The 25,731-nt window shown below is 62.8% G+C and carries 27 protein-coding genes; 3 read left to right on the forward strand and 24 right to left on the reverse strand.

Annotated elements, in window-relative coordinates:
* Positions 1 to 4: 4 nt before the first annotated feature.
* From V0R59_RS20035 to V0R59_RS20085, 11 genes are all read right to left on the reverse strand, one after another.
* The gene (locus V0R59_RS20035; RefSeq protein ID WP_330076201.1) at positions 5 to 514 is read right to left on the reverse strand and encodes a phage major tail tube protein; all 510 of its coding nucleotides are present in this window, start codon (positions 512 to 514) and stop codon (positions 5 to 7) included.
* Positions 515 to 527: 13 nt separating this feature from the next.
* Positions 528 to 1,694: a phage tail sheath family protein gene (locus V0R59_RS20040; RefSeq protein WP_330076202.1), complete on the reverse strand. Its 1,167-nt coding sequence runs from the start codon at positions 1,692 to 1,694 to the stop codon at positions 528 to 530.
* A gap of 90 nt (positions 1,695 to 1,784) precedes the next feature.
* Entirely contained in the window at positions 1,785 to 2,213 is a 429-nt protein-coding gene (locus V0R59_RS20045) for a tail fiber assembly protein (protein ID WP_330076203.1), read from the reverse strand.
* Between the two features lie 26 nt (positions 2,214 to 2,239).
* Positions 2,240 to 4,063 carry a phage tail protein gene (locus tag V0R59_RS20050; protein WP_330076204.1) on the reverse strand — a complete coding sequence of 608 codons (1,824 nt, stop codon included), beginning with the start codon at positions 4,061 to 4,063 and terminating at the stop codon, positions 2,240 to 2,242.
* Complete coding sequence (locus tag V0R59_RS20055) at positions 4,060 to 4,665, reverse strand: phage tail protein I (RefSeq protein ID WP_330076205.1); 606 nt, start codon at positions 4,663 to 4,665, stop codon at positions 4,060 to 4,062. The genes V0R59_RS20050 and V0R59_RS20055 overlap by 4 nt, the downstream gene beginning before the upstream one ends.
* Position 4,666: 1 nt before the next feature.
* The gene (locus V0R59_RS20060; RefSeq protein WP_330076206.1) at positions 4,667 to 5,548 is read right to left on the reverse strand and encodes a baseplate J/gp47 family protein; all 882 of its coding nucleotides are present in this window, start codon (positions 5,546 to 5,548) and stop codon (positions 4,667 to 4,669) included.
* The gene (locus tag V0R59_RS20065; protein WP_330076207.1) at positions 5,545 to 5,871 is read right to left on the reverse strand and encodes a GPW/gp25 family protein; all 327 of its coding nucleotides are present in this window, start codon (positions 5,869 to 5,871) and stop codon (positions 5,545 to 5,547) included. The genes V0R59_RS20060 and V0R59_RS20065 overlap by 4 nt, the downstream gene beginning before the upstream one ends.
* A 97-nt stretch (positions 5,872 to 5,968) precedes the next feature.
* A complete protein-coding gene (locus tag V0R59_RS20070) occupies positions 5,969 to 6,529 on the reverse strand; it encodes a phage baseplate assembly protein V (protein WP_330076208.1) in 561 nt (186 codons plus the stop codon).
* Positions 6,526 to 7,032, reverse strand: coding sequence for a hypothetical protein (locus V0R59_RS20075; RefSeq protein ID WP_330076209.1), 507 nt, complete (start codon positions 7,030 to 7,032; stop codon positions 6,526 to 6,528). The genes V0R59_RS20070 and V0R59_RS20075 overlap by 4 nt, the downstream gene beginning before the upstream one ends.
* Positions 7,029 to 7,364, reverse strand: coding sequence for a phage holin family protein (locus tag V0R59_RS20080; protein WP_330076210.1), 336 nt, complete (start codon positions 7,362 to 7,364; stop codon positions 7,029 to 7,031). The genes V0R59_RS20075 and V0R59_RS20080 overlap by 4 nt, the downstream gene beginning before the upstream one ends.
* A gap of 470 nt (positions 7,365 to 7,834) precedes the next feature.
* Positions 7,835 to 8,569, reverse strand: coding sequence for a LexA family transcriptional regulator (locus tag V0R59_RS20085; RefSeq protein ID WP_330076211.1), 735 nt, complete (start codon positions 8,567 to 8,569; stop codon positions 7,835 to 7,837).
* A gap of 186 nt (positions 8,570 to 8,755) precedes the next feature.
* On the opposite strand from V0R59_RS20085, the gene mutS reads away from it, so the two are divergent.
* Positions 8,756 to 11,332, forward strand: coding sequence for a DNA mismatch repair protein MutS (gene mutS / locus V0R59_RS20090; protein WP_330076212.1), 2,577 nt, complete (start codon positions 8,756 to 8,758; stop codon positions 11,330 to 11,332).
* Between the two features lie 140 nt (positions 11,333 to 11,472).
* Complete coding sequence (gene fdxA, locus V0R59_RS20095) at positions 11,473 to 11,796, forward strand: ferredoxin FdxA (RefSeq protein WP_042121894.1); 324 nt, start codon at positions 11,473 to 11,475, stop codon at positions 11,794 to 11,796.
* A 489-nt stretch (positions 11,797 to 12,285) separates the two neighbouring features.
* Here the strand turns inward: fdxA and rpoS are convergent, their stop codons facing one another.
* From rpoS to V0R59_RS20135, 8 genes are all read right to left on the reverse strand, one after another.
* Positions 12,286 to 13,293: an RNA polymerase sigma factor RpoS gene (gene rpoS, locus V0R59_RS20100; protein ID WP_330076213.1), complete on the reverse strand. Its 1,008-nt coding sequence runs from the start codon at positions 13,291 to 13,293 to the stop codon at positions 12,286 to 12,288.
* Between the two features lie 105 nt (positions 13,294 to 13,398).
* Positions 13,399 to 14,259, reverse strand: a complete 861-nt coding sequence (locus V0R59_RS20105; protein WP_330076214.1) for a peptidoglycan DD-metalloendopeptidase family protein — start codon at positions 14,257 to 14,259, stop codon at positions 13,399 to 13,401.
* A 187-nt stretch (positions 14,260 to 14,446) separates the two neighbouring features.
* Positions 14,447 to 15,085: a protein-L-isoaspartate(D-aspartate) O-methyltransferase gene (locus tag V0R59_RS20110; protein WP_330076260.1), complete on the reverse strand. Its 639-nt coding sequence runs from the start codon at positions 15,083 to 15,085 to the stop codon at positions 14,447 to 14,449.
* Between the two features lie 38 nt (positions 15,086 to 15,123).
* Positions 15,124 to 15,873, reverse strand: coding sequence for a 5'/3'-nucleotidase SurE (gene surE, locus V0R59_RS20115; RefSeq protein ID WP_330076215.1), 750 nt, complete (start codon positions 15,871 to 15,873; stop codon positions 15,124 to 15,126).
* Complete coding sequence (gene truD / locus V0R59_RS20120) at positions 15,861 to 16,919, reverse strand: tRNA pseudouridine(13) synthase TruD (RefSeq protein WP_330076216.1); 1,059 nt, start codon at positions 16,917 to 16,919, stop codon at positions 15,861 to 15,863. The genes surE and truD overlap by 13 nt, the downstream gene beginning before the upstream one ends.
* Positions 16,916 to 17,389, reverse strand: a complete 474-nt coding sequence (ispF, locus tag V0R59_RS20125) for a 2-C-methyl-D-erythritol 2,4-cyclodiphosphate synthase (protein WP_330076217.1) — start codon at positions 17,387 to 17,389, stop codon at positions 16,916 to 16,918. The genes truD and ispF overlap by 4 nt, the downstream gene beginning before the upstream one ends.
* A 71-nt stretch (positions 17,390 to 17,460) precedes the next feature.
* On the reverse strand, positions 17,461 to 18,315 hold the full coding sequence (fghA, locus tag V0R59_RS20130) for an S-formylglutathione hydrolase (RefSeq protein ID WP_375547394.1): 855 nt from the start codon (positions 18,313 to 18,315) through the stop codon (positions 17,461 to 17,463).
* Positions 18,316 to 18,323: 8 nt separating this feature from the next.
* The gene (locus V0R59_RS20135) at positions 18,324 to 19,436 is read right to left on the reverse strand and encodes an S-(hydroxymethyl)glutathione dehydrogenase/class III alcohol dehydrogenase (protein WP_330076219.1); all 1,113 of its coding nucleotides are present in this window, start codon (positions 19,434 to 19,436) and stop codon (positions 18,324 to 18,326) included.
* A gap of 106 nt (positions 19,437 to 19,542) precedes the next feature.
* On the opposite strand from V0R59_RS20135, the gene V0R59_RS20140 reads away from it, so the two are divergent.
* Complete coding sequence (locus tag V0R59_RS20140) at positions 19,543 to 20,439, forward strand: LysR substrate-binding domain-containing protein (RefSeq protein WP_330076220.1); 897 nt, start codon at positions 19,543 to 19,545, stop codon at positions 20,437 to 20,439.
* A 4-nt stretch (positions 20,440 to 20,443) separates the two neighbouring features.
* Here V0R59_RS20140 and ispD read toward each other — a convergent pair whose 3' ends face one another.
* The 5 genes from ispD to V0R59_RS20165 all read right to left on the reverse strand — a co-directional run bounded on the left by ispD (position 20,444) and on the right by V0R59_RS20165 (position 25,500).
* On the reverse strand, positions 20,444 to 21,148 hold the full coding sequence (ispD, locus tag V0R59_RS20145; protein ID WP_330076221.1) for a 2-C-methyl-D-erythritol 4-phosphate cytidylyltransferase: 705 nt from the start codon (positions 21,146 to 21,148) through the stop codon (positions 20,444 to 20,446).
* Positions 21,145 to 21,423 carry a cell division protein FtsB gene (ftsB, locus tag V0R59_RS20150; protein ID WP_330076222.1) on the reverse strand — a complete coding sequence of 93 codons (279 nt, stop codon included), beginning with the start codon at positions 21,421 to 21,423 and terminating at the stop codon, positions 21,145 to 21,147. Before ftsB ends, ispD begins: the two co-directional genes overlap by 4 nt.
* 156 nt (positions 21,424 to 21,579) lie before the next feature.
* Positions 21,580 to 22,869, reverse strand: coding sequence for a phosphopyruvate hydratase (eno, locus tag V0R59_RS20155; RefSeq protein WP_330076223.1), 1,290 nt, complete (start codon positions 22,867 to 22,869; stop codon positions 21,580 to 21,582).
* Positions 22,870 to 23,022: 153 nt separating this feature from the next.
* Positions 23,023 to 23,868: a 3-deoxy-8-phosphooctulonate synthase gene (kdsA, locus tag V0R59_RS20160; protein WP_330076224.1), complete on the reverse strand. Its 846-nt coding sequence runs from the start codon at positions 23,866 to 23,868 to the stop codon at positions 23,023 to 23,025.
* A gap of 3 nt (positions 23,869 to 23,871) precedes the next feature.
* Complete coding sequence (locus tag V0R59_RS20165; protein WP_330076225.1) at positions 23,872 to 25,500, reverse strand: CTP synthase; 1,629 nt, start codon at positions 25,498 to 25,500, stop codon at positions 23,872 to 23,874.
* Positions 25,501 to 25,731 lie beyond the last annotated feature (231 nt).

Genomic DNA, 25,731 nt, shown 5'->3' on the forward strand with positions numbered 1-25,731 from the left:
TGTCTCAGAGGCCCAGGGCGGTACGTTGCGCAGCGAGCTGGTCAACGCCGTTGATCACCCGCTTCATGCCCAGCGGGTCGATCTCGTACATCAGCCGACCATCGATCTCGAGCTTGTAGTAGGTCAGGGAAACGGTGTGCTTGACCGCGCTTTCGCCGGCGGTCTTCCACTCGCCCATCTCCACTGCGGTCAGGGCACCACGCAAGGTGACCACCACGGGGGTGATCGCGCCTTTCAGGCCCTTGAAGGCACCACGGAAGGTGCCGTTGAAGGCCGAGTTGTCGGCCAGGCCGAAGAACTTCAGCGACTCCGGGCGCACGCCCGCGGTGGAGAACTCGGCGCTCATCTTGTCCATTCCCTGATCGATATCGACCGGGGTATCCATGCCGCCGAAGCGCTGCTCGGCGAGTTTGACCGCCAGTTTCGGCAGGGTCAGGCTGCTGACGTTGCCCTGGAAGCTGACGCCATCGACGAACAGGTTCAGGTTGGCCAGGGTTTGCGGAATCATTGCCATGTGTTGTTGCTCCTTAAGCGGCCTGGTCGAGGACTTCGGTCAACCACTGGTTGGTGACCTCGACACGGAAGTTGGGGTTTTCAGCAGGTGGGACGTCGGTGAAGCGGATGTTCCAGTACACCTTGCCCTGCTCCAGCTGGCTGGCGGTGTTGAGCTCGGCGTCGGCATACACTTCGAAATTGATGATTGCGCCCTGGGCCTTCAGGTCGCGCATGAAGTTTTCCAGGCCCTCGGTCACGTCCTTGACGTAGGTCGCGGTGATCGAGCGGTCGACCGCCCACTTGTGGCCGTAGAGGATCGCGTCCATGACGATGTCCAGGGTCCGCACGCGGGTGACGAAGGCCCACTTCGGATCGCTGGACAGGGTGCGGTTGCCCCACAGGCGGAAGCCGTCGTCGCGGATGATGGTGGTGATGTTGGCGTTGTTCAGCAGGTTGGCGCGGCAGCTCTCGTCGCCATCGAGGAACTCCACCGCACGGGTGGTACCGGTGATGCCGACGAACTCCTTGTTCGATGGCGAGGCCCAGAAGCCGTACTCGCTATCGGTCCAGGCGAACAGGCCGGCGACCCAGGCCGAGGCCGGGGCGTCGACGGTGGCGTTGGTGCCGGTATCCCAGTACTGCACGCCCGGGTCGACCATGAAGGCGCGCTTGGCGCCGAAGTTTTCCGCGTAGGCCAGCGCGGCCTCGTCGGTGGTGCCGGGACCGTCGATGATGGCCAGGCCGCGCAGCTTGTCGGCCAGGGCCACCAGGGCGGTGCCGACGGCCTGGGTGGCGCTGTGTTTCGGGGTGACCAGCAGGCGAGGCTGGGCGTTGAAACGGCTCTTGCCGTCGAGCAGCGCCTGCAGGCCGGTACGCTTGCCGTCGGCCTCGACGCCGCCGATGATCGCCGAAGTCTGCTCGGCGGCGTCGGTCAGCTTGGCCACGCCGCAGGCGACGATGACCGCCTTGGCCCGGGCGAAGATGGCCTGGCAGGATTTGGTGATCGCAGCATCGGCGCCGAATGCGGCGACGGCTTCGCGTTCGCTGGTGATCAGCACCAGGTCGTTGGCCTTGACGGTGACGTTGTCGACTGCGGTGAAGGTGTCGACCAGGCCGATGATGGAAGAAGACGGCAGCGCGATACTGCGCGAGCCGGTGTCGACGTTGGTGACGGTAACGCCGTGGAAGAATCCACTCATAGGTATTGCTCCAGAAATGAGAAGGCCCCGTCAATGCGGGGCCCTCAGGGGTGAATGCCGGGCAGAAAAAGCCTCGACAGGTACAGGACTCTATTGCAAATGTTCGGCTAGCCAGACCGGCGGCGCCGGGCGCTGTTCCGGCAGAGGAAACATGCCTCCGGCCGGCCAGTCGCGCAGTTCCTGGCGGTAGCCCTGCAGCTCGACAAACTGAGCATCGGCCAGGCTCGTCGGCCGGGTCATGTCCCGCTCGTCGCGGTGCCGGGTAATGATGGGGTCGGTGGCGGCCAACTGGCCGTCGCGCCACGCGCGCTCAATGACTGCCCGCTGCTCGGAACTCAGTGGTGGCGGATCCCGCAGCACCGGGGGCTCTTCGTCAAAGTCGATCAGCTTGCCCTGCTCCTGCCCTGCTCGAAGCACGACATGCAGCTCAAAACTGATCTCGACAGCATCGCCCGGCAGCTCAGGGTTGATGGCGTCATCGTAAAAGCTGCAGGTCGACCTGCTGGAATAGATGGTCACACATGCCTCCTCGGCGAGCCGCCCGGCTAAGAGCCGAGGGCAAAGAACTGAAAACCGTTGTTGATGGTGCTACCACGCCAGGTGAATGCGCCCAACGTGGAAACTCCCGCACTCGCATAGCCCATCGAACCACTGCCGGCGGTATAGCCCTGGGTAATGAAAATCTTGCGAAAACTGTTTGGAAACGCGATGGGCAAGGTATGCAGCTGATCGGCACCGGTCGCCGCCGCGGTATCACCCCACTGCAGAATCATGCCGCTGGGAAATTTTTGGTAGCCACTGGCCCCCATGCTGCAGAAAAACGCTTCGGCACCGAGGCCCCCGCCGGCCAGATACCAAGCGTTACTGCGCTTAACAAGGGTGACTTTCTCCCCAATAAACGGCAAATACTGGTTGCCTCCCGTGATCCCCTGAATGCCTTCCGCACCGCTGCCCTTGAGCATTGCGCCGGAGCCGGTAAACAGGAAATGGAAGGCCGAACCGGCTGGCACGCTCGACAATGCCGGCAGCGTGGTCTGGTAGGCTCCGCCGACAATGAACAGCCCACCCGCTTGCGCAGACGTGAGTACGGTATTTGCCCCCAGCACTGTCGGCTCGCCCGTCAGGTTGCCCAGGGCCTTCTGCACGAATTCGGTACTGGCCGCCTGGTCGGTCACGGTCCCGGCAGCCGCGGTCGGTACTCGAGGGATACCGGTAAACGTCGGACTGACGAGGTTGGCCTTGAGCGCCGGGGTGAAGTTCGCCTCCGTCCAGAGCTTGCGGAAGGTGCCAGCGCCCTGATAGCAAGTCCGCACGAAGAACTCTTCCTGCGCGTTGAGTGCCCCCAGGAAGTCGATGCATTGCTCACCGCCTCCCCAAGTGATATGCACACCTGCTGCGTAGTTGATGCCCTCTGGCCTATCCTCGGTACCAGGGCTCGTCGAGATGAAGCGTGTTTCTGGAATGGCACTGATGCGCCCCTCCACCGCGCGAGCCTGGGAAAGCAGCCCCCCCGCGTTTGAAGTGTCGAGCATCACCGCAGTCGAGCTCCACACGACGGGATTGGCCCCGGCAGCAGCACGCCGTACCGCCAGTTTGTTATTCGATAACGACAAGGAGATCGCAGGGAGGCTGACATCGTGCCGGCGCCAATTAGTGCCATCGAAGTAGCAATTCTGTCCAAAAGCCGATTCGTTGATCGCCGTCACGAACGCGTAGTTGGCCCCGTGCAAATCCAGGCTGCCATTGGGCAGCGGATTGGTCATGGGCAGTGCATCGGTAATGCCATAGCCCGCCAGCGTCGTCGGATTCGAACCCTCCTGCACAACACCACGATCATTGATCCGCACCTTGGTATAGGTCCCGGCAGCTTTGTTCTTCGGCAGCACGCTGATGATCGAGCTGTCGACATACTCCCGCGTCGCCAGCACCACCGCCGGGTCGATCTTCAGTTGCACATTGGCGCTGCTGCTCACCACCAGGTTCAGGCGCACCACCTGGGTCTTGCCGGTGCCCTGTGCCAGCAGCGGCTTGTAGCTCGGTGCGCAGTTGGCCACGGCCACCAGGTCACCGGCCGTGTCGTAGAGGCCGATCTCGCGGATCCACCAGCCGCCGACATCCGGCGGGATCACCTGCTCGGCGATGATGATGCTGGCGTCCTTCGGATCGACCGTGAGCTGGTTCAGCGGCGCACGACGGCGCTCGTTGATCAGTCTGGTCTGGGTGCGCGAGGGCACCGGCTCGGTATTGTTGGCGTCGCCCACGCCCATCTGGGCGAAGGTCCAGGGCACGCCCAAGGCGTTCGCGTTGGCCTGCTTGGCCTCCCCCACCGCGGTGAGGATCGCGAAGAACTGGCTGTTCTGGTCAGTCATGAGTAAACGTCCAGGGTTTCGATTTGATGGTCATGGCCCTTACGGCCAAGGTTGCCGCGCACCTCGATGTCGCGTGAGGCAGGCGGGTAGATGTCGATCTCGTCACCTTCGCTCAGGCCCAGGCCATGACGCAGGAAGCCGTTGCTGTCGAGGGTGATGGCAAGGCCAACGAGGTGACGGCTGACCGGACGCGCGTCGTCGATCAGCGCGGTGAGTTCGTCGTAGGTTTCTTCGCTGATGCCCGACTCGGACACACCGATCTTCAGCGCGAAGGTGCCGGGCACGCCCGGCGGGACGGTGTTGAACCATTCGGCGACTTCGATGAGATAGCCGAAGGGTTCGACCACCCGCCGCAAGGCGCCGAGAGTGCCCTTGCGGGCATGGACCTGGAACGAACTCCGGATAACCGAACGCTTGACCGCATCCGGCCAGTTCTCGTCCCAGCGGTCCACCGACCAGGCCAGCGCCAACTGGTGCAGGAGATGGGAAGGACAGGTGTCGGGGTTGTACAAGGTGCGCAATGGAATTTCCGGCACTTCCGTCACCGCAGCCTCGACAGCCCGTTCCAGCAGGGTGCTGTTGAGTGGCAGGAGGCTGGTCATGTCAGCCTCCCACGGTTACGGAGAACTCGCTGCACCAGGCCGCCTGCCCCTTGGTCGGACGGATGTCCTGCCAGTCGAGCAGTTCAACCCGGCCGACACCGCTGATGTGCAGCTGTGCATCGATCGCCGAACGAGCCACTTCCACGCCCAGGCGTCGGCGTGGATTGATCCAGGCCTGCAAACGCCGTCGGCACTCGGCCACGGTCGCTTCGTTCTCCGGGCCGTTGCCGGCCATGTGCAGCACCGCGTCGATGCGATATTCGAGGATCTCGGCGCTACGCACCGTCACGCGATCGGCCACCGGACGCACTTCGTCATCGTTCAGATACGTCGCGACTTGCGCCAGCAATTCGGAACTGGCGACGCCCGGGTCGTCGAAGCTCAGCACGGTGACATCCACCGTCGCCGGCGAAGGACTTTCCGCCGTGGCATCGGCCACCTGCCCGGAAGCATTGCGGGCATGGAGGATGTAGCTGTTGCGCGGTCCTGCGGTGGTCAGGCCCTCGTAGACGAGTTCGACCCGCTCACGCAGGGCATCGTCTTCTTCGAGCACCTGCTCGACCGGTGGAACCGCATTCGGGTCGGCGGCCCGTACCACCAGGCGGCGCAGTTGCACGTTGGCCGCCAGTTGATCCAGGTCGCTGCCCTTGGCATAGGCCAGCAACAGCGCCTTGGCGGCGTCGTTGACCCGTGCCCGGTTGAGCAGGGTGCGATAGGCACCGACTTCCAGCAGCTTGGTCACCGGGTCGCTTTCCAGCGGCGCGTTCCAGCCATCGCCCATGTGCGATATGAAGGTCGTCAGGTCAGCCTGGTAGATCTCCTCGAAATCGAGGTCTTCCAGTACCTGCGGCGCGGGCAGCGCCGAGAGGTCCACAATACTCATGCCGTCACCTCCAGGATCTGGCTGTCGCCCAGGTACTGCCCGGTGAGTTGCAGGCTGATCTGCCCGTCCACCACCGCCGTTACCCGGACGCGTTGCAGTTTCAGGCGCGGTTCCCAGCGCACCAGGGCCCGCGCCACCTCGGCCTGCACCGCGCTTTTCCAGCCCTCGTTGACGGGCAGGTCGACGAAGCGGCGCAGCTTGCTGCCGTAGTCCGGGCGCATGCGCCGGCTGCCTAGCGGGGTGCCGAGGATGTCCTCGATGGACTGGCGCAGGTGGGCGATGCCGGAGAGTGGCTGGCCGGTGTGGCGGTCCATGCCGATCATGGCGCTGCTCCTTCGGCGCCACCGGGGCCGGGCTTGTCGTTTGAAAATGCCATGGCGTTCTCCTTGGCATAAAAAAGCCCGCGTTGGCGGGCTGGTTTCAGTGCTTGTGATTTGGCGTGTTCCCGGCCGTATCGATGATCGCTCCGCCGCCATGGATATCCCCGGTCACCTGCAATGCACCGTTGATCTGCACCGGGCCATTCAAGGTCAGGCTGCCAGAGGTCAGGGTGATGGTGTCGGGGGTGGCAGTCAGCGTGGTGCCGCCGACTTTCAGGTTGATGGTTCCGCCTGGCAGTTCGATGCTGTAGCTGCTGGCCTGCCAGTCGTAGACCAGCGAGCCACCGTCGTCGAAGCGCCAGGTTTCGACATGCTCGCGATTGTCCGGCGGATTGCCGGCGTTGCCATACAGGCCCGGGACGAAGGTGCCCTGGGCCGGTTCGCCGCTGGGGCTGATGAGCATGCCCTGCTCGTCCAGGCTCGGCGCCCGCCAGTGTCGAGCCTTGCCGGCGGCCTGGCTGTGCCAGCGGACCCAGGCGCTGGTCCAGCCGGCGCCATCGGAGACTCGTACACGGGCAGCGGCCAGGTCGACCGCCACTACACGACAGGGAATCAGCAGGCCGGCGATCATGCGGTCATGCATAGCGCTGGCGTAGCTCATGCGAAATCCTCCGGCGCCCTGTAGTCGCTTTCGTGCCCGGGGCCGGAATCGGGATCAAAGGCCAGCACCAACGAACCCGGTGGCTGGTTCGGCCATGGCCATTGCACCTCGCCCAGGTGCAGGACCTGTTCCCATTGCACCGTCCAGGTGGTGGCGGCCGTGCTCGACGGCAAGGCCTGGACGCCCTGGGCCTCCTCGACGAAATCGATGTTCCAGTACTGCTTGCGCAACAGCACCATCAGTTGCGCGGCCAGGGTGATGGCTTCCAGTGTCGCCTGGGGGCGATCGCCGTCTGTGCTGATACGCGCCTCGAACGTCGCGACCACACGGGAATGCCCATCACCCGGATCGACACCGGGCTTCAGCCCGACGATGCCGTGGAACAGCGCTGGCAGCGCCGTTTCCTGCTGCACGGCGGCATAGCTGCCGACGGTGGCGAGTTGCGGTATCGCCGTCTCGATGGCTGCGCTGATGGCCTGATGCAATCCGCTGAGGTCGGTCATGATCTCTCCTTGCTGTCATTGCCCAGGCCCAGGCGCTTGGTCGCCCAGCGTTCGTACAGGCCCATGGTGATGTCCGCGCCGCCTACGGCGGTCAGGCATCCCAAGGCGCTGGCCGCCCAGATCGAAAGGCCGCTGGCATACAGCAGCATCATGGTGGATACGCCGCAGACCATGCAGGCCCCCGAGCGCAGTGCCAGTCGTCTCAACAAGGCTGCGCCACGGGCGCCTGCCTTGTCCGCTCGCCACATCTCGCCGGAAACCCCACCCAGCAACGCCAGGACGATCACCAGCCAGATCGGCATTTCCAGCAACGTCTGTTGCTCGCTTGTCACGGTCCTGCCTCCTTTTGTACTCCCCGCCTGGCGATGGGCCATTTGGGACCGAGGGATCACTCGGCATTCCAAAGAGCCCGGGGCCAGGCCTGGGCTCTTCAGTAATGCGTCGTTGAAACGCCCGCCACGACTGGTGCGCTGGACGTCTCCGCTTCAGATTGTTCCTCCGGCCGCGGCCACCTGCCCGCCGGATAACTGCTCTTGGTGCTTTACGCTGCACACCCGGGTCAGTTGCCAACCCTCTGAACAGTCGAGGCCTGTTCATCGCTGCCTTTCTCGCCGCCGGTGTCTGACCGGCTTGGAACGAACTTTATGCATAGATGCATATACAGTCAATGCATTTTTGGAAAAATTTGCATTGGCGGATTTGCACAGATGCATGAAAGCCTTGCAGGCATTGGTGCGGAGCGATTTCATGAAGGCGAAAAAAAACCCGCCGAGGCGGGTTTTTCAATGATCGATGGAATGACCTAGCGGGCGTACATGCCCCACCAGAACACATGGCCGAGGATGGCGATCTGCTCTTCCTGCATCTGCTGGAAGCTGTAGTCTTCGTCGGGATGCTCGTCGCGATTGAAGCTGCGCAGGCGAATGCCGGTGGGCAGGCGATAGAGTTGCTTCACACGCAACTGGCCATTGTGATTGATGGCGTAGAGATCGCCATCGATGATGTCGCCGATCGAGCACTTGCCCGTGTTCACACCCACCGTCGCACCGTCGCGCAGCACCGGGAACATACTGTTGCCACGTACCGTCACGCATTTGGCCTGGTCGAACTGCACACCGTTATGGCGCAGGCTGCGCTTGCCGAAACGCAGGCGGGCGCGCTCGCTTTCCTCGATGACGAATCTTCCTGATCCTGCTGCCAACTCGACCTCACGAAGAAAGGGAACGGACACCTCGTCGTCCTCGACGGGGGTTTCATCGTCCCACAGGCTGATATCACGCAATTCGTCATGCCCGGGCAGCGGCTCGCCTGCGCGGCTTTCGCCCAGCTCGACGCGGCCGCGCAACTGATCGGTGCTCACGCCGAAGTACTCGGCGATCTTCGACACATGCTTGTCCGACGGATCGACGATCTTCTCGCCGAGGATCCGCGACAGGGTGGATTGGGGCACGCCGGTTCGCCGGTGCAGCTCCGTGGCGGAGATCCCGTGGCGATCCAGCAGTGATTTGAGGACTGAGGCTACGTTGCGCTTTTGCATGGAGTGCATACTGCTCGCGGTCGTAAGCAAATGCAATTGCAAATATGCATTTATCCGATAGAAATGGAATAGCGCGGCAACGATCCACAGGCAGCCGTCAGCTCCCGGCCTCAGCGCCCGAGAAAAAATCCCTGTACCATTAGCCGTTTCATACCATCTCCAAGACACCCAGCTCCAAGGCCTTGAATGTCTGATCTTTCCGCACACACTCCGATGATGCAGCAGTACTGGAAGCTGAAGAACCAGCATCCGGACCAGCTGATGTTCTACCGCATGGGCGACTTCTACGAGATCTTCTACGAAGATGCGAAGAAGGCAGCGAAACTGCTGGATATCACCCTGACCGCCCGCGGTCAGTCGGCGGGCCAGTCGATTCCCATGTGCGGTATCCCCTTCCACTCGCTCGAAGGCTATCTGGCCAAGCTGGTGAAGCTGGGCGAATCGGTAGTGATCTGCGAACAGATCGGCGACCCGGCCACCAGCAAGGGGCCAGTGGAACGCCAGGTGGTGCGCATCATCACCCCGGGCACGATCAGTGACGAGGCGCTGCTGGACGAGCGTCGCGACAACCTGATCGCTGCAGTGCTCGGCGACGAACGCCTGTTCGGCCTTGCGGTGCTGGACATCACCAGCGGCAACTTCACCGTGCAGGAGCTCAAGGGCTGGGAAAACCTGCTGGCCGAGCTGGAGCGGACCAACCCGGTCGAGCTGCTGATCCCGGACGACTGGCCCCTGGGCCTGCCCGCCGAGAAACGCCGCGGCTCGCGCCGCCGCGCCCCGTGGGATTTCGACCGCGACTCGGCGCGCAAGAGCCTGTGCCAGCAGTTCGCGACCCAGGACCTCAAGGGCTTCGGCTGCGACAAGCTGACCCTGGCTATCGGCGCAGCCGGCTGCCTGCTGGCCTACGCCAAGGAAACCCAGCGTACCTCGCTGCCGCACCTGCGCAGCCTCAAGCATGAGCGCCTGGACGACACGGTCATCCTCGACGGTGCCAGCCGTCGCAACCTGGAGCTGGACGTCAACCTGGCCGGGGGGCGCGACAACACCCTGCAATCGGTGATCGACCGTTGCCAGACCGCCATGGGCAGCCGCTTGCTGACCCGCTGGCTGAACCGCCCGCTGCGCGACCTGAAGGTATTGCAGGCACGCCAGGGTTCGATCCGCTGCCTGCTCGACAACTATCGATTCGAGCGCCTGCAGCCGCAACTGAAGGACATCGGCGATATCGAGCGGATCCTCGCCCGAATCGGCCTGCGCAACGCCCGTCCACGGGACCTGGCGCGCCTGCGCGATGCCCTCGGTGCCCTGCCCGAGCTGCAGAACGCCATGGCCGAGCTGGAGGCACCGCACCTGGCGCGCCTCGCCGCCATCGCCGGCACCTATCCGGAACTGGCCGACCTGCTGGAAAAGGCCATCATCGACAACCCGCCCGCCGTGATCCGTGACGGCGGCGTACTGAAAACCGGTTACGACGCCGAACTGGACGAACTGCTGTCGATCAGCGAGAACGCCGGCCAGTTCCTCATCGACCTGGAAGCCCGGGAAAAGGCCCGCACCGGCCTGGCCAACCTCAAGGTCGGCTACAACCGCGTCCACGGCTATTTCATCGAGTTGCCGAGCAAGCAGGCCGAACAGGCACCGGTCGACTATATCCGCCGGCAGACCCTGAAAGGCGCCGAGCGCTTCATCACCCCGGAGCTGAAAACCTTCGAGGACAAGGCGCTGTCGGCCAAGAGCCGTGCCCTGGCCCGGGAAAAGATGCTCTACGACGCCCTGCTGGAAACCCTGATCAGTCACCTGGCGCCGCTGCAGGACACTGCCGCTGCGCTGTCCGAACTGGACGTGCTGAGCAACATGGCCGAACGCGCCCTGACCCTCGACCTGAACTGCCCGACCTTCGTCGACGAGCCGTGCATGCAGATCGAGCAAGGCCGTCACCCGGTGGTCGAGCAGGTCCTGACCAGCCCGTTCGTGGCCAACGACCTGTCCCTCGACGACAGCACGCGCATGCTGATCATCACTGGTCCGAACATGGGCGGTAAGTCCACCTACATGCGCCAGACCGCGCTGATCGTGCTACTGGCCCATATCGGCAGCTACGTGCCGGCAGCGAGCTGCCAGCTGTCGCTGGTGGACCGCATCTTCACCCGCATCGGGTCCAGCGACGACCTGGCCGGCGGCCGCTCCACCTTCATGGTGGAAATGAGCGAAACCGCCAACATCCTGCACAACGCCACCGACCGCAGCCTGGTGCTGATGGACGAGGTAGGCCGCGGCACCAGTACCTTCGACGGCCTGTCGCTGGCCTGGGCCGCCGCCGAGCGCCTGGCCCAGTTGCGCGCCTATACGCTGTTCGCCACGCACTACTTCGAGCTGACCGTGCTGCCGGAGAGTGAACCACTGGTAGCCAACGTTCATCTCAATGCTACCGAGCACAACGAACGCATCGTCTTCCTTCACCATGTGCTGCCTGGACCGGCCAGCCAGAGCTACGGCCTGGCGGTGGCGCAACTGGCAGGCGTGCCGGCGGCGGTCATCCAGCGTGCGCGGGAGCACCTGGGTCGCCTGGAGACTTCCAGCCTGCCTCACGAAGTGCCGAAGCCCGCGACCAGTAGTCGCAGTGCGCCAGCCGTGCCGCACCAGAGCGACATGTTCGCCAGCCTGCCGCACCCGGCCATAGAGAAGATCGGCAAGCTCGACCTGGACAACATGACGCCACGTCAAGCTATCGAAATGCTCTATGAACTGAAGACTCTGTTATAACGCGCAGCCTTACAAGCTGTTAGAATCCCGCGCGGTTTGGCGGAGCGTCGAGTTATTAGCCTGGCTCGCCGCGAACCTGACAAACCGAGCGGCCCTGACTGGAAGGGCACCGCTGCCGTCGCCTGAGGAGAGAATTAGAAATGACCTTCGTCGTCACCGACAACTGCATCAAGTGCAAGTACACCGACTGCGTAGAAGTCTGTCCGGTGGACTGCTTCTACGAAGGCCCGAACTTCCTGGTCATTCACCCGGATGAGTGCATCGACTGTGCGCTGTGCGAGCCTGAATGCCCTGCCCAAGCCATTTTCTCGGAAGATGAGGTTCCTGATGACATGCAGGAATTCATCGAGCTGAACGCCGAGCTGGCGGAAATCTGGCCGAACATCACCGAGAAGAAAGATGCATTGCCAGAGGCCGAGGAATTCGACGGCGTCAAAGGCAAGATCAAGGATCTGGAGCGCTGAGTCACGACTCGCGACATGATCAATAAAAAAGGCCCTCACGGGCCTTTTTTCATTTTCACCGGGCAAAAAAAAGGGGCGGTTTGACCCGCCCACATTTTTTCCGTAGTCCCTGTATTCCCTATCATCATCCTGATGAATCGCATCCTGCGATGTCCTTGGTCTTCATCCGTTGAAAACCTGTGTCAGTCCGTAGACACAGGACAGATATTAACGCGTGCCACGCTTGTCGCAACTGGCAATGGCTCTCAAAAAAAGACATGAGGGTTGTCGAAACAAAACACAAAACCCTTTTATTTCAATGTCTTATAGAAAATTCGACGACAAGAACGAGCGAAAATTACCTGCATTCGCTGCATTGGCTTACAGATCACGTAAGCAATTGCTTACATCAAAAGACTCATAGCCGACAGAATTGCCTTATGTCCTAATACCCAAACGAAAACGCCCCGGACGGGCCGGGGCGTTTTCTTGCAAGGCTGATGGTTTTAATTATTGAAACAGCGACTCGCTGGACAGGCCGTTTTTCTCCAGGATCTCGCGCAAGCGCTTGAGCCCCTCGACCTGGATCTGACGCACCCGCTCGCGGGTCAGGCCGATCTCAAGGCCAACGTCTTCCAGCGTACTGCTCTCGTGGCCACGCAGCCCGAAACGGCGGATAACCACCTCACGCTGCTTGTCGGTCAGTTCGCTCAGCCATTGGTCGATGCTCTGGGAAAGGTCGTCGTCCTGCAACAGCTCGCAAGGATCGGTAGGGCGGTCGTCGGTCAAGGTATCGAGCAGGGTCTTGTCGGAGTCCGGCCCGAGGGACACGTCCACCGAAGACACCCGCTCGTTCAGCCCGAGCATGCGCTTGACTTCGGAAACCGGCTTTTCCAGCAGGTTGGCGATTTCTTCAGGGGAAGGCTCGTGATCGAGCTTCTGGGTCAACTCGCGAGCCGCGCGCAAGTAGACGTTCAGCTCCTTGACCACGTGAATCGGCAGGCGGATGGTGCGGGTCTGGTTCATGATCGCCCGCTCGATGGTCTGCCGGATCCACCAGGTCGCATAAGTGGAGAAGCGGAAGCCCCGTTCCGGATCGAACTTCTCGACTGCCCGGATCAGACCCAGATTGCCCTCTTCGATCAGGTCGAGCAGGGAAAGACCGCGATTCACGTAGCGCCGGGCGATCTTCACCACCAAGCGCAGGTTGCTCTCGATCATCCGCTTGCGGCCGGCCGGATCGCCACTTTGCGACAGACGCGCAAAATAGACTTCCTCTTCAGGCGTCAGCAGAGGAGAGAAACCGATTTCATTGAGATAAAGCTGAGTCGCATCAAGTGCTCGGGTGTAATCGATGTACTTGTGCTGTTTTAGCGAAGAGCCCTGCCTGGCCCTTGTCCGAACCGAAGGTACAGCAGGTTCGTCTGACACCACATCCGTTTCCAAAACGATGCCAGTCTCCATCAGGAGAACTTCATCGTCGATGTCAAACTCCGGCACTTCTTTACTGAGAGCCATTGTTATAGTCCTTTGCTGAGTTCGAACTCAGACTCGAGCGTACCTTATCCATGGCATCGCTTGAGCCTGTCCCCATTACGCCAAGGAACAGGCCGGAACCAACAATCAACGGTTTGGCAGGAACTGCAACGGGTCTACCGGCTTACCCAGTCGGCGAATCTCAAAGTGAAGCTTCACCCGATCGGTGCCCGTGGACCCCATTTCGGCAATTGTCTGCCCTACCTTGACTTGCTGTCCCTCCCGAACCAAAAGCCTGCGGTTATGACCGTAGGCACTCACGTAGGTTTCGTTGTGCTTGATGATTACGAGTTCACCGTAGCCCCGCAAGCCACTACCGGCGTACACCACTGAACCATCAGAGGCAGCAAAAACAGGCTGTCCCAAATCCCCGGCGATATCAATGCCTTTATTCAAACTACCGTTTGAAGCGAATTTTCCAATCAGGACACCATTGGCAGGCCATGCCCAACCACCGCTCGAACGCTCTGCGGCGGGCACTTGCGTCGGCGCGGTGGACGGCGTGACCACCGGCGCTGTGCTTGCGGTATTAGTACTTTTCGGTGGTGGCGGAGTGCCAGCCGGCCGTCGGGTGATCGTGGTCTTGCTCGATGGTGAAGTGGATGTCACCACGCGGGAAGAACCGGAGGACGGCTCGTCGAAGCGGATCGCCTGGCCAGGGCGGATGGTATAGGGCGCTTCGATACCGTTGCGCGCGGCCAGCGACTTGTAGTCCCAGCCATAGCGGAAGGCGATGGAGAACAGCGTGTCACCCGGACGCACCACGTACTGGCCGGAGGTGACTGCGGGACGCTTGGGCGCAGCATTGTTGCGATCAACCACCCGTGCGCCGCTGGAAGAGGAGGAAGTGCTGGAGCAACCCGTCACCAACGTGCCAAAGGCAAGTGCAACCACCAGGAGCCTGATGCTTGATAGACCCATACGCTGCCGAATGACTGTTTGACTCACCCGCCGCTCCCTTGAATGTTTTCCAATATTGAAAATGCAATAACGTTGCAATTATAACCAGGCGCCGCCAACTTGCGCTCGTTGAAGAAACGCAAAACGTGAACAGTTGCAGACCCGGATATAAAGCGCCCGCCAGATAGACCTGGCGGCGCGCCGAGAATTCGCCGCTGTCGAAAATAAACTGCAGTCAGGACAAGGTCCCGTTGAGCAACGGAACGAAGCGTACCGCACCCAGCACGCGACGGGAAAAACCGTGCTCTTCGCGAACGATCAACAGCAACTGCTGGGTTTCCCCGACAGCGCCCACCGGGATCACCATACGCCCGCCCGGAGCCAACTGGTCGAGCAAGGCCTGGGGGACTTCCGGGGCGACCGCGGTGACGATGATGCCGTTGTAGGGCGCCAGCGCCGGCCAGCCTTCGCTGCCATCACCCCAGCGGAACACCACGTTGCGCAGGTTGAGCTCGGTCAGGCGCTCCTTGGCCCGATCCTGCAGGACCTTGATCCGCTCCACCGAGAACACCCGTTCCACCAGTTGCGCCAGCACGGCGGTCTGGTAGCCGGAGCCGGTGCCGATCTCCATGACCTTGTCCAGCGGACCGGCCTCCAGCAGCACCTCGCTCATGTGCGCGACCATGAACGGCTGGGAGATGGTCTGGTTGTGGCCAATCGGCAGGGCGGTGTCTTCGTAGGCACGGTGCGCCAGCGCTTCATCGACGAACAGATGCCGCGGGGTGCGACGCAGTACTTCCAGTACCCGCGGATTGGTCACCCCTTCCTCGCACAGGCGCTGGATCAGGCGCTCCCGCGTGCGTTGGGAAGTCATGCCGATACCGCGGCGCATCATGTCGTCCTGATCGCGCATCAGAGCACCCCCTCCAGCCAGCCACCCAGGCGTTCGAAGGCATCGTTGAAGGTACGGTCCAGCTGCAGTGGCGTGATGGACACATAACCCTGCATGACCGCATGGAAATCGGTACCCGGGCCGCCATCCTCGACGTCACCGGCCACCGCGATCCAGTAGCCTTCCTTGCCCCGCGGATTGACATCCTTGATCGGCGCCGCCGCCCGCGCCCGATGGCCGAGGCGGGTCAGCTGGATACCACGGATGTGATCCAGCGGCAGGTTCGGGATGTTGACGTTGAGCACGGTACGCGGCGGCAATTCCAGACGGGCATGGGCCTCGACCAACTTGCGCGCGATATAGGCAGCGGTCGGCAGGTTGTCCGGCAAGCGCGAGAGCAACGAGAAGGCGAACGAGGTGTTGCCGAGGAAACGCCCTTCCAGCGCAGCAGCGACGGTGCCGGAGTACAGCACGTCATCGCCCAGGTTGGCACCGAGGTTGATCCCCGAGACCACCATGTCCGGCGTCTCCTTCAACAGGCCGTTGAGCCCGAGGTGAACGCAGTCGGTCGGCGTGCCGTTGATGCTGATATAGCCGTTGGGCAAGGTTTGCGGATGCAGTGGACGATCAAGGGTCAGCGAGCTGCTGGCACCGCTCTTGTCCTGATCCGGGGCGATTACCACGCACTCGGCATAGTCCGCCAGCGCACCATGGAGCGCGGCGAGTCCGGGCGCGATAACGCCATCGTCATTGGAAATCAGAATACGCATGGGCTGTCCGTCTGCCCTGCCGGGACCAGATCGACGAGTTCGCGCACCACCACGGTGGCGAAGCATCCGGCCGGAAGGACGAATTCCAGTTGCAGGATATCAGGCTCGGGATAATGCCACGTCAGCCGGCCAATGGGCAGTCGCAGAATGCGTCGCTCCTGCTTCATCGCAGCATTGCCGAGCCACTCGCAAAGCGCCGCTTCCTCGTGGCCGATACGCTGTTCGAGCACGCCGGCTGCGCCCTCTGTGGCCGGCAGGCCTTCGCCCCACAACGGCCCCGTAGGATGCAGGTCGAGAATGGCCAGGCGCGGGTCGCTGCATTCCGACTCACCCGCCGGAAAGAAGCTACGACTGTCCGTGAAGGCCAGAAGGTCGCCCACCTGGGCACGCTGCCAGCTGCCATCGTTGACGCGCTCGGCCAGGACCCGGTTGAACAGGTAGCTGCGCGCACTGGACAGCAGCCGCGAACGCAGGTTGCGCTGCTCCGGCAGGGCCTTGCGCCCGGCCCAGTGCCGCGCTTCCTCGACATTGCCGCCGGCATGACCGAAACGCTGGGTGCCGAAGTAGTTCGGCACGCCCTGCTCGCGCAGGCGTTCGAGGCGGGCATCCAGCGCCGCATGCTCGGCCTGGAGCCGGGTCAGGCGCAGGGTGAAGCCGTTGGCCGAATGCGCGCCGCGTTGCAGCTTGCGCGAATGGCGAACCCGCTGACAGATGCGCAGGTTTTCGTTTTCTGCCGCCGACAGGTCCGGGTCGGCCTTGCCTGGCAGGTGCAGGCTGAACCATTGGCGGGTGAGCGCCTGACGGTCCTTGAGTCCAGCATAGCTGACGGTCTTCAGCGGCACACCGGCAGCGCGGGCCAGACGGCGGGCCGCTTCCTCAGTGTTCAAGTCGCGTTTCTCGACCCACAGCCACAGGTGCTCGCCCTGCCCCGACAACGGGATATCGAGCACCTCATCGACCTGGAAGTCCTCCGCGACCGCCTTCAGTACCGCACTGCCCAAGGCCGGCCCGCTGGCACGCGGGCCGAGAAGTTCGAGTTCGGTCATGCTGGCAGCAACAAGGCGACAGCGTGCACGGCAATGCCTTCCTCACGCCCGGTGAAGCCGAGTTTTTCGGTAGTGGTGGCCTTGACGTTGACCTGGTCGAGCTCGACCTGCAGGTCTTCGGCGATCAACGCACGCATGGTTTCGATATGCGGGGCCATCTTCGGTGCCTGGGCAACGATGGTGGCGTCGACATTGCCGACCTTCCAGCCCTTGGCCTGGACGATGCCGACCACATGGCGCAGCAGCACACGGCTGTCGGCGCCCTTGAACTGCGGGTCGGTATCAGGGAAATGGCGACCGATGTCACCCAGCGCGGCAGCGCCGAGCAAGGCATCGCTCAGGGCGTGCAGCAGCACGTCGCCGTCGGAGTGGGCCAGCAGCCCGTACTTGTGCGGGATACGCACGCCCCCCAAGGTGATGAAATCGCCTTCGGCGAAGCGGTGCACATCGTAGCCGTGGCCAATACGCATAGAAAAACGCCCTGATTGAGTCAGGGCGTGATTCTACCCGCTTTACCGGGGCTTGGGCTCGAATTGTCGCCTCAGCCGCGGTCGATCCCCAGCGCTGCGGCATGATGCCGCAAATGGTCGTCGATGAAGCTGGCGATGAAGTAGTAGCTATGGTCGTAGCCCGGCTGCAGGCGCAACTGCAACGGATAACCTGCGGCCTGCGCCGCCTGTTGCAGCACCTGCGGCTTGAGCTGGTTTTCCAGGAAGTCGTCGCGATCGCCCTGGTCCACCAGCAGCGGCAGACGCTCGCCGGCCTGGGCGATCAGCACGCTGGCATCCCACTCGCGCCAGCGCGAACGGTCCTCGCCCAGGTAACGACTGAACGCCTTCTGCCCCCACGGGCAGTCCATCGGATTGCTGATCGGCGCAAACGCCGACACCGACTGGTAACGCCCGGGGTTGCGCAAGGCACACACCAGCGCCCCGTGACCGCCCATGGAGTGGCCACTGATGGCGCGCTGCTGCGAAGCCGGGAAATGCGCTTCGATCAGCGTCGGCAGCTCGCTCACCACGTAGTCGTACATGCGGTAGTTGGCCGCCCACGGCTGCTGGGTGGCATTGACGTAGAAGCCGGCACCCAGGCCGAAATCCCAGGCGCCGTCCGGATCGCCCGGCACCTGGGCGCCGCGCGGACTGGTGTCCGGCGCGACGATGATCAGCCCCAGCTCGGCGGCGAGTTTTTGCGCGCCAGCCTTCTGCATGAAGTTCTCGTCGGTACAGGTCAGCCCGCTCAGCCAGTACAGCACCGGCAACGTACCGCCCTGCTCGGCCTGCGGCGGCAGGTACACGGCGAATACCATGTCACAGCCAAGCACCTCGGAGCGATGGCGATAACGCTTGTGCCAGCCCCCGAAACTCTTCTGGCAGGAAATGTTTTCCAGGCTCATGGGCAACCTCAGAAGTGGATGACGCTACGGATGCTCTTGCCTTCGTGCATCAGGTCGAAGGCCTTGTTGATGTCTTCCAGGCCCATGGTGTGGGTGATGAAGGTATCCAGTGGGATCTCGCCCTTCTCGGCCATGTCGACGTAGCTCGGCAGCTCGCTGCGGCCACGCACGCCCCCGAAGGCGGAACCGCGCCAGACGCGACCGGTGACCAGCTGGAACGGACGGGTAGCGATTTCTTGGCCAGCACCGGCGACGCCGATGATCACCGATTCGCCCCAGCCCTTGTGGCAGCATTCCAGCGCCGCACGCATCAGCTGGACGTTGCCCACGCACTCGAAGGAGAAGTCGACACCGCCGTCGGTGAGGTCGACGATCACTTCCTGGATCGGGCGGTCGTAGTCCTTCGGATTGACGCAGTCGGTGGCGCCGAGCTGGCGGGCGATCTCGAATTTGCCCGGGTTGATGTCCACCGCGATGATGCGCGAGGCCTTGGCCTTGACCGCACCGATGATCGCCGACAGACCAATGCCGCCCAGGCCGAAGACGGCCACGGTATCACCCGGCTTGACCTTGGCGGTATTCAGCACCGCACCGATACCGGTGGTCACGCCGCAGCCAAGCAGGCAAACCTTCTCCAGCGGCGCTTCCTTCTGGATCTTGGCAACAGAGATTTCCGGCAGCACGGTGTACTCGGAGAAGGTCGAGGTACCCATGTAGTGGAACAGCTGCTGGCCCTTGTAGGAGAAACGGGTGGTGCCATCCGGCATCAGGCCCTTGCCCTGGGTGGCGCGGATCGCCTGGCAGAGGTTGGTCTTGCCCGAACGGCAGAATTTGCACTGGCCACATTCCGGGGTGTACAGCGGGATGACGTGGTCACCCACCGCCACCGAGGTCACGCCCTCGCCCACCGCCTCGACGATCGCCCCACCCTCGTGGCCGAGGATCGACGGGAAGATGCCTTCCGGGTCGGCGCCAGACAGGGTGTAGGCGTCGGTATGGCAGACGCCGCTGGCGACCACCCGCAGCAGCACTTCACCGGCTTTCGGCATCGCCACGTCGACTTCGACGATTTCCAGCGGTTTCTTGGCCTCGAAGGCAACGGCGGCACGGGACTTGATCATCAATCTTCTCCAATGAAAGGACATTTCAGGCGTGCAGTGTAATTCAAGGTCTTTTGATGAATAATCCGGCTGAAGACAAAACATTATTGCTGCACAGGGATAATCAATGAGCAGTCGCTGGGAAGGGATCGACGAATTCGTCGCCGTGGCCGAATCCGGGCAGTTCACCGCTGCCGCCGACCGCCTGGGCGTTTCTTCCTCCCATATCAGCCGCCAGGTGGCGCGGCTGGAGGAACGCCTGCAGACCCGCCTTCTGTATCGCAGCACCCGCCGCGTCACCCTTAGCGAGGCTGGCCAGACCTTTCTCCAGCATTGCCAGCGCTTGCAGGACGGCCGCGAGGAGGCCCTGCGGGCCATGGGCGACCTGACCAGCGAGCCCAAGGGCTTGTTGCGCATGACCTGCGCGGTGGCCTATGGCGAGCGCTTCATCGTTCCGCTGGTGACGAGCTTCATGGGGCAGTACCCGCATCTGCGGGTGGACATCGAACTGACCAACAACACCCTCGACCTGGTGCACGAAGGCATGGACCTGGCGATCCGCCTGGGTCGCCTGCAGGAATCGCGACTGGTGGCTGCACGCCTGGCGCCACGGCGCATGTACCTGTGCGCCTCGCCGGAATACCTCAGTCGCTATGGCCGCCCCCATAGCCTGTCGGAGCTGGCGCGGCACAACTGCCTGATCGGCAGTTCGGACATCTGGGCGCTGCAACAGGACGGCCGCGAGATCGCCCAGCGCGTACAGGGCAACTGGCGCTGCAACAGCGGTCAGGCGGTGCTCGATGCAGCGTTGCAAGGCATGGGGTTGTGCCAGTTACCGGACTACTACGTGCTGGAGCACCTGGGTAGTGGCGCGCTGGTACCGCTGCTGGAGACCCACCAGCCACCCAACACAGCGGTGTGGGCGCTGTATCCGCAACAGCGGCACCTGTCGCCGAAGGTCCGCAAGCTGGTGGATCACCTGCGCGAAGGACTGGCCCTGAGGCCGGAGTATCAGATGAGCTGAGGGATCAGCGCAGGGACCAGCGCTGGCGCAGCCATTCCAGGTCTTCCGAACGGGTGACCTTGATGTTGTCGCTACGCCCTTCGATCAAGCGCGGCGCCTGGCCGGCCCATTCGAGGGCCGAGGCTTCGTCGGTGATCGCCACATCCGCCACCAGGCTGTCGGCCAGGGCCCGGTGCAATGCGCCGAGACGAAACATCTGCGGGGTGTAGGCTTGCCAGATGGTACTGCGGTCGACCGTGACAGCGACCCGGCCAGCGGCATCGGCGCGCTTCAGGGTGTCCCGGGCCGGCACGGCGAGCAGGCCGCCCACCGGGTCATCGGCCAGTTCCACCAGCAAGTGATCGAGATCGGAACGGGCCAGGTTCGGCCGCGCCGCGTCGTGCACCAGCACCCAGTCGCTGTCCGCCGCGCCCTGGGCGTGCAGCAGCAACAAGGCATTGAGCACCGAGTCGGCGCGTTCGCGACCGCCAGCGGCGCGCTGGATGCGCGGGTCACGGGCACTGGCCAGGTCCGGCCAGTAGGGATCGTCAGCGGCAAGGCTGACCACCACCCCTTTCAACGAGGGATGGTCGAGAAAACAGTTGAGGCTGTGTTCGAGGATCGTGCGTCCACCCAGTTGCAGGTACTGCTTAGGCCGGTCGGCGGCCATGCGCGCACCCACGCCGGCGGCGGGGATCACTGCCCAGAAGGCAGGCAGGGAGGTATTCATTGGGCCAGCTGGTAGAGGGTTTCCCCATCCTTGACCATTCCCAGTTCGTGGCGGGCCCGTTCTTCGACGGTTTCCATGCCTTTCTTCAATTCCAGAACTTCGGCATCGAGCACGCGGTTGCGCTCCAGCAGACGCTCGTTCTCGGCGTGCTGGTCGGCAATCTGCTGCTTGAGCTCGGCCACCTGGGCCAGGCTGCCATTGCCCACCCACAGCCGATACTGCAAGGCACCGAGCAACGCGAGGAGGACGAGGAACAACCAATAAGGACTACGCATCAGGGTATCCACAGGCAAAAGACCGCTACCGCGAGGGGCTTATGGCACGAAGCCTGACCGAAGCCAGGCTTTGTGATTGCAGCGCTCGCAGCGCCCGCGCCAGCCAGGTCATGTAACCATGGCACAGCGCGGTGCTGTCTTTTTACCACCTATCGCTTAGCCGCGAAACTCGTCGCGACCACGGTACACCGCCTTGGCGCCCAGTTGCTCTTCGATGCGCAGCAGCTGGTTGTACTTGGAAACGCGGTCGGAACGGCACAGCGAGCCAGTCTTGATCTGGCCAGCAGCGGTACCCACGGCCAGGTCGGCGATAGTGGAGTCTTCGGTTTCGCCCGAACGGTGCGAGATCACCGCGGTGTAGCCGGCGGCCTTGGCCATCTGGATGGCTTCCAGGGTCTCGGTCAGCGAGCCGATCTGGTTGAACTTGATCAGGATGGAGTTGGCGATCTTCTTGTCGATGCCTTCCTTCAGGATCTTGGTGTTGGTCACGAACAGGTCGTCGCCGACCAGTTGCACCTTCTCGCCGATCTTGTCGGTGAGGATCTTCCAGCCAGCCCAGTCGGACTCGTCCAGACCGTCTTCGATGGAGATGATCGGGAAGCGCTCGGTCAGGCCTTTCAGGTACTCGGCGAAACCTTCGGCGTCGAACGACTTGCCTTCGCCGGACAGGTTGTACTTGCCGTCTTCGAAGAATTCGCTGGCTGCGCAGTCCAGAGCGAGGGTCACGTCGGTGCCCAGCTTGTAGCCGGCGTTGGCCACGGCTTCGGCGATGGCGCCCAGGGCGTCTTCGTTGGAAGCCAGGTTAGGGGCGAAACCGCCTTCGTCACCAACCGCAGTGTTCAGGCCACGGGCCTTCAGCACGGCTTTCAGGTGATGGAAGATCTCGGTGCCCATGCGCAGGCCATCGGAGAAGGTCTTGGCGCCAACCGGCTGGACCATGAACTCCTGGATGTCGACGTTGTTATCGGCGTGCTCGCCACCGTTGATGATGTTCATCATCGGAACCGGCATGGAGTACTGGCCCGGGGTGCCGTTGAGGTTGGCGATGTGCGCGTACAGTGGCAGGTCCTGGTCCTGGGCGGCAGCCTTGGCAGCAGCCAGGGACACGGCGAGGATGGCGTTGGCACCCAGCTTGGCCTTGTTCTCGGTACCGTCCAGTTCGATCATGGCGCGGTCCAGGGCTTTCTGGTCTACCGGGTCCTTGCCCAGCAGCAGGTCGCGGATCGGGCCGTTGATGTTGGCGACGGCCTTCAGCACGCCCTTGCCCAGGTAACGGCTCTTGTCGCCATCACGCAGTTCCAGTGCCTCGCGGGAACCGGTGGAAGCACCCGACGGCGCGCAAGCGCTGCCGATGATGCCGTTGTCGAGCAGTACGTCCGCTTCCACGGTAGGGTTGCCCCGGGAATCGAGAACTTCACGACCTTTGATGTCGACGATTTTTGCCATTGTTGTAAGCACTCCAGAATTGACGAAAACAACGCAGCTTGAAGAATTCCGCTCGATTCCAGGCACGGGGCACGGGCAGGCCTGGGGCGGAGAAAACCCCTGACCTTGCGGCCAGGGGCTGAACGGGGGGTTACTTTACCGGAGAAACGCGCCTTATGCGGTTTCTACTGTCGGAAAACTCTTGACCAGGTCATCCAGTTGCTTGAGCTGGCTCAGGAACGGCTCCAGCTTGTCCAGGCGCAGGGCGCACGGACCGTCGCACTTGGCATTGTCCGGATCCGGGTGGGCCTCCAGGAACAGACCCGCCAGGCCCTGGCTCAGGCCGGCACGGGCCAGCTCGGTGACCTGGGCACGGCGACCGCCGGCGGAGTCGGCACGACCGCCCGGCATCTGCAGGGCGTGGGTCACGTCGAAGAACACCGGGTACTGGAACTGCTTCATGATGCCGAAGCCGAGCATGTCCACCACCAGGTTGTTGTAGCCGAAGCTGGAACCGCGCTCGCAGAGGATCAACTGGTCGTTGCCCGCTTCTTCGCACTTGGTCAGGATGTGTTTCATCTCCTGGGGCGCGAGGAACTGGGCTTTCTTGATGTTGATCACCGCGCCGGTCTTCGCCATCGCCACGACCAGGTCGGTCTGGCGCGAGAGGAAGGCCGGCAGCTGGATGATGTCGCAGACATCGGCCACCGGTTGCGCCTGGTGCGGCTCGTGGACGTCGGTGATGACCGGGACGCCGAAGGTCTTCTTCACTTCCTCGAAGATCCGCATGCCTTCTTCCAGGCCCGGACCGCGGTACGAATTGATCGAGGAGCGGTTGGCCTTGTCGAAGCTGGCCTTGAACACGTAGGGGATACCGAGCTTCTCGGTAACCCGCACGTACTCTTCGCAGACCTTCAGGGCCAGGTCACGGGATTCCAGGACGTTCATGCCGCCGAATAGGACGAACGGCTTGTCGTTGGCGATCTCGATGTTACCGACGCGAATGATCTTCTGGGTCATGGATCAGGCCTTGTTCTTCTGCGCCAGGGCAGCCTTGACGAAGCCGCTGAACAGCGGGTGGCCGTCGCGCGGGGTCGAGGTGAACTCAGGGTGGAACTGGCAGGCAACGAACCATGGGTGGTCCTTGGACTCGACCACTTCCACCAGCGCGCCGTCGCCGGAACGACCGGACACCTTGAGGCCGGCCTCGATCAGTTGCGGCAGCAGGTTGTTGTTCACTTCGTAGCGGTGACGGTGACGCTCGACGATCACGTCCTTGGCATAGCAGTCGTGAACCTTGGAGCCGCTCTCCAGCTGGCACTCCTGGGCGCCCAGGCGCATGGTGCCGCCCAGGTCCGAGGCTTCGGTACGGGTCTCTACCGCACCGGTGGCATCGGACCACTCGGTGATCAGGCCGACGACCGGGTGGCCGCTGTTGCGATCGAACTCGGTGGAGTTGGCGTCTTTCCAGCCCATGACGTTACGGGCGAACTCGATGACCGCCACTTGCATGCCGAGGCAGATGCCCAGGTATGGAACCTTGTTCTCGCGAGCGTACTGGACGGCAGTGATCTTGCCTTCCACGCCGCGCAGACCGAAGCCGCCGGGAACGAGGATGGCATCGACGCCTTCCAGCAGGCCGGTGCCCTGGTTCTCGATGTCTTCGGAGTCGATGTAGCGCAGGTTGACCTTGGTGCGGTTCTGGATGCCGGCGTGGCTCATCGCTTCGATCAGCGACTTGTACGCGTCCAGCAGTTCCATGTATTTGCCGACCATGGCGATGGTGACTTCGTGCTCGGGATTGAGCTTGGCATCCACGACCTTTTCCCATTCGGACAGGTCGGCGCCATTGCATTGCAGGCCGAAGCGCTCGACGACGAAGTCGTCCAGGCCCTGGGCGTGCAGCACGGCGGGAATCTTGTAGATGGTGTCGACGTCTTCCAGCGAGATGACCGCGCGCTCTTCGACGTTGGTGAACAGGGCGATCTTGCGACGGGAGGAGACGTCGACCGGATGGTCGGAACGGCAGATCAGCACGTCAGGCTGCAGGCCGATGGAGCGCAGCTCCTTGACCGAGTGCTGGGTAGGCTTGGTCTTGGTCTCGCCAGCGGTGGCGATGTACGGGACCAGGGTCAGGTGCATGAGCATCGCGCGCTTGGAACCGACTTCCACACGCAGCTGGCGGATGGCTTCGAGGAACGGTTGCGACTCGATGTCGCCCACGGTACCGCCGATCTCCACCAGGGCCACGTCGGCATCGCCAGCGCCCTTGATGATGCGACGCTTGATCTCGTCGGTGATGTGCGGGATGACCTGGATGGTCGCGCCCAGGTAGTCACCACGACGTTCCTTGCGCAGCACGTGCTCGTAGATGCGGCCGGTGGTGAAGTTGTTGTTCTGGGTCATGGTCGTGCGGATGAACCGCTCGTAGTGGCCCAGGTCCAGGTCGGTCTCGGCGCCGTCGTGGGTGACGAACACTTCACCGTGCTGGAACGGGCTCATGGTGCCCGGGTCGACGTTGATGTACGGGTCCAGCTTGAGCATGGTGACCTTGAGCCCCCGCGCCTCCAGGATGGCCGCCAATGAAGCCGAGGCAATGCCTTTCCCCAATGAAGAAACAACACCGCCCGTGACGAATATGTAGCGCGTCATGAAAAACCCTAGAAGTCTGCGTTAAAGCGGTCTGCGCCGCCGGGGAAAGCGAAGGAAGGCCGAAGCCCCCGATCACCTGCGTCTATCACAGTGCATCCGAAAATACTGCCGCGTCTGTACAGACCGGGGGTTGGAATCCCGGTACGGAGCTCGCTACACATTTTGAGAATCGCCCAGCAAAAAACTGCTTGGTAATCGGCAACTGCCGTGGCTCGAAAGGAGCTCACAGAA

Source organism: Pseudomonas ulcerans (assembly GCF_036324125.1).
GTDB classification, from domain to species: Bacteria; Pseudomonadota; Gammaproteobacteria; order Pseudomonadales; family Pseudomonadaceae; genus Aquipseudomonas; species Aquipseudomonas ulcerans.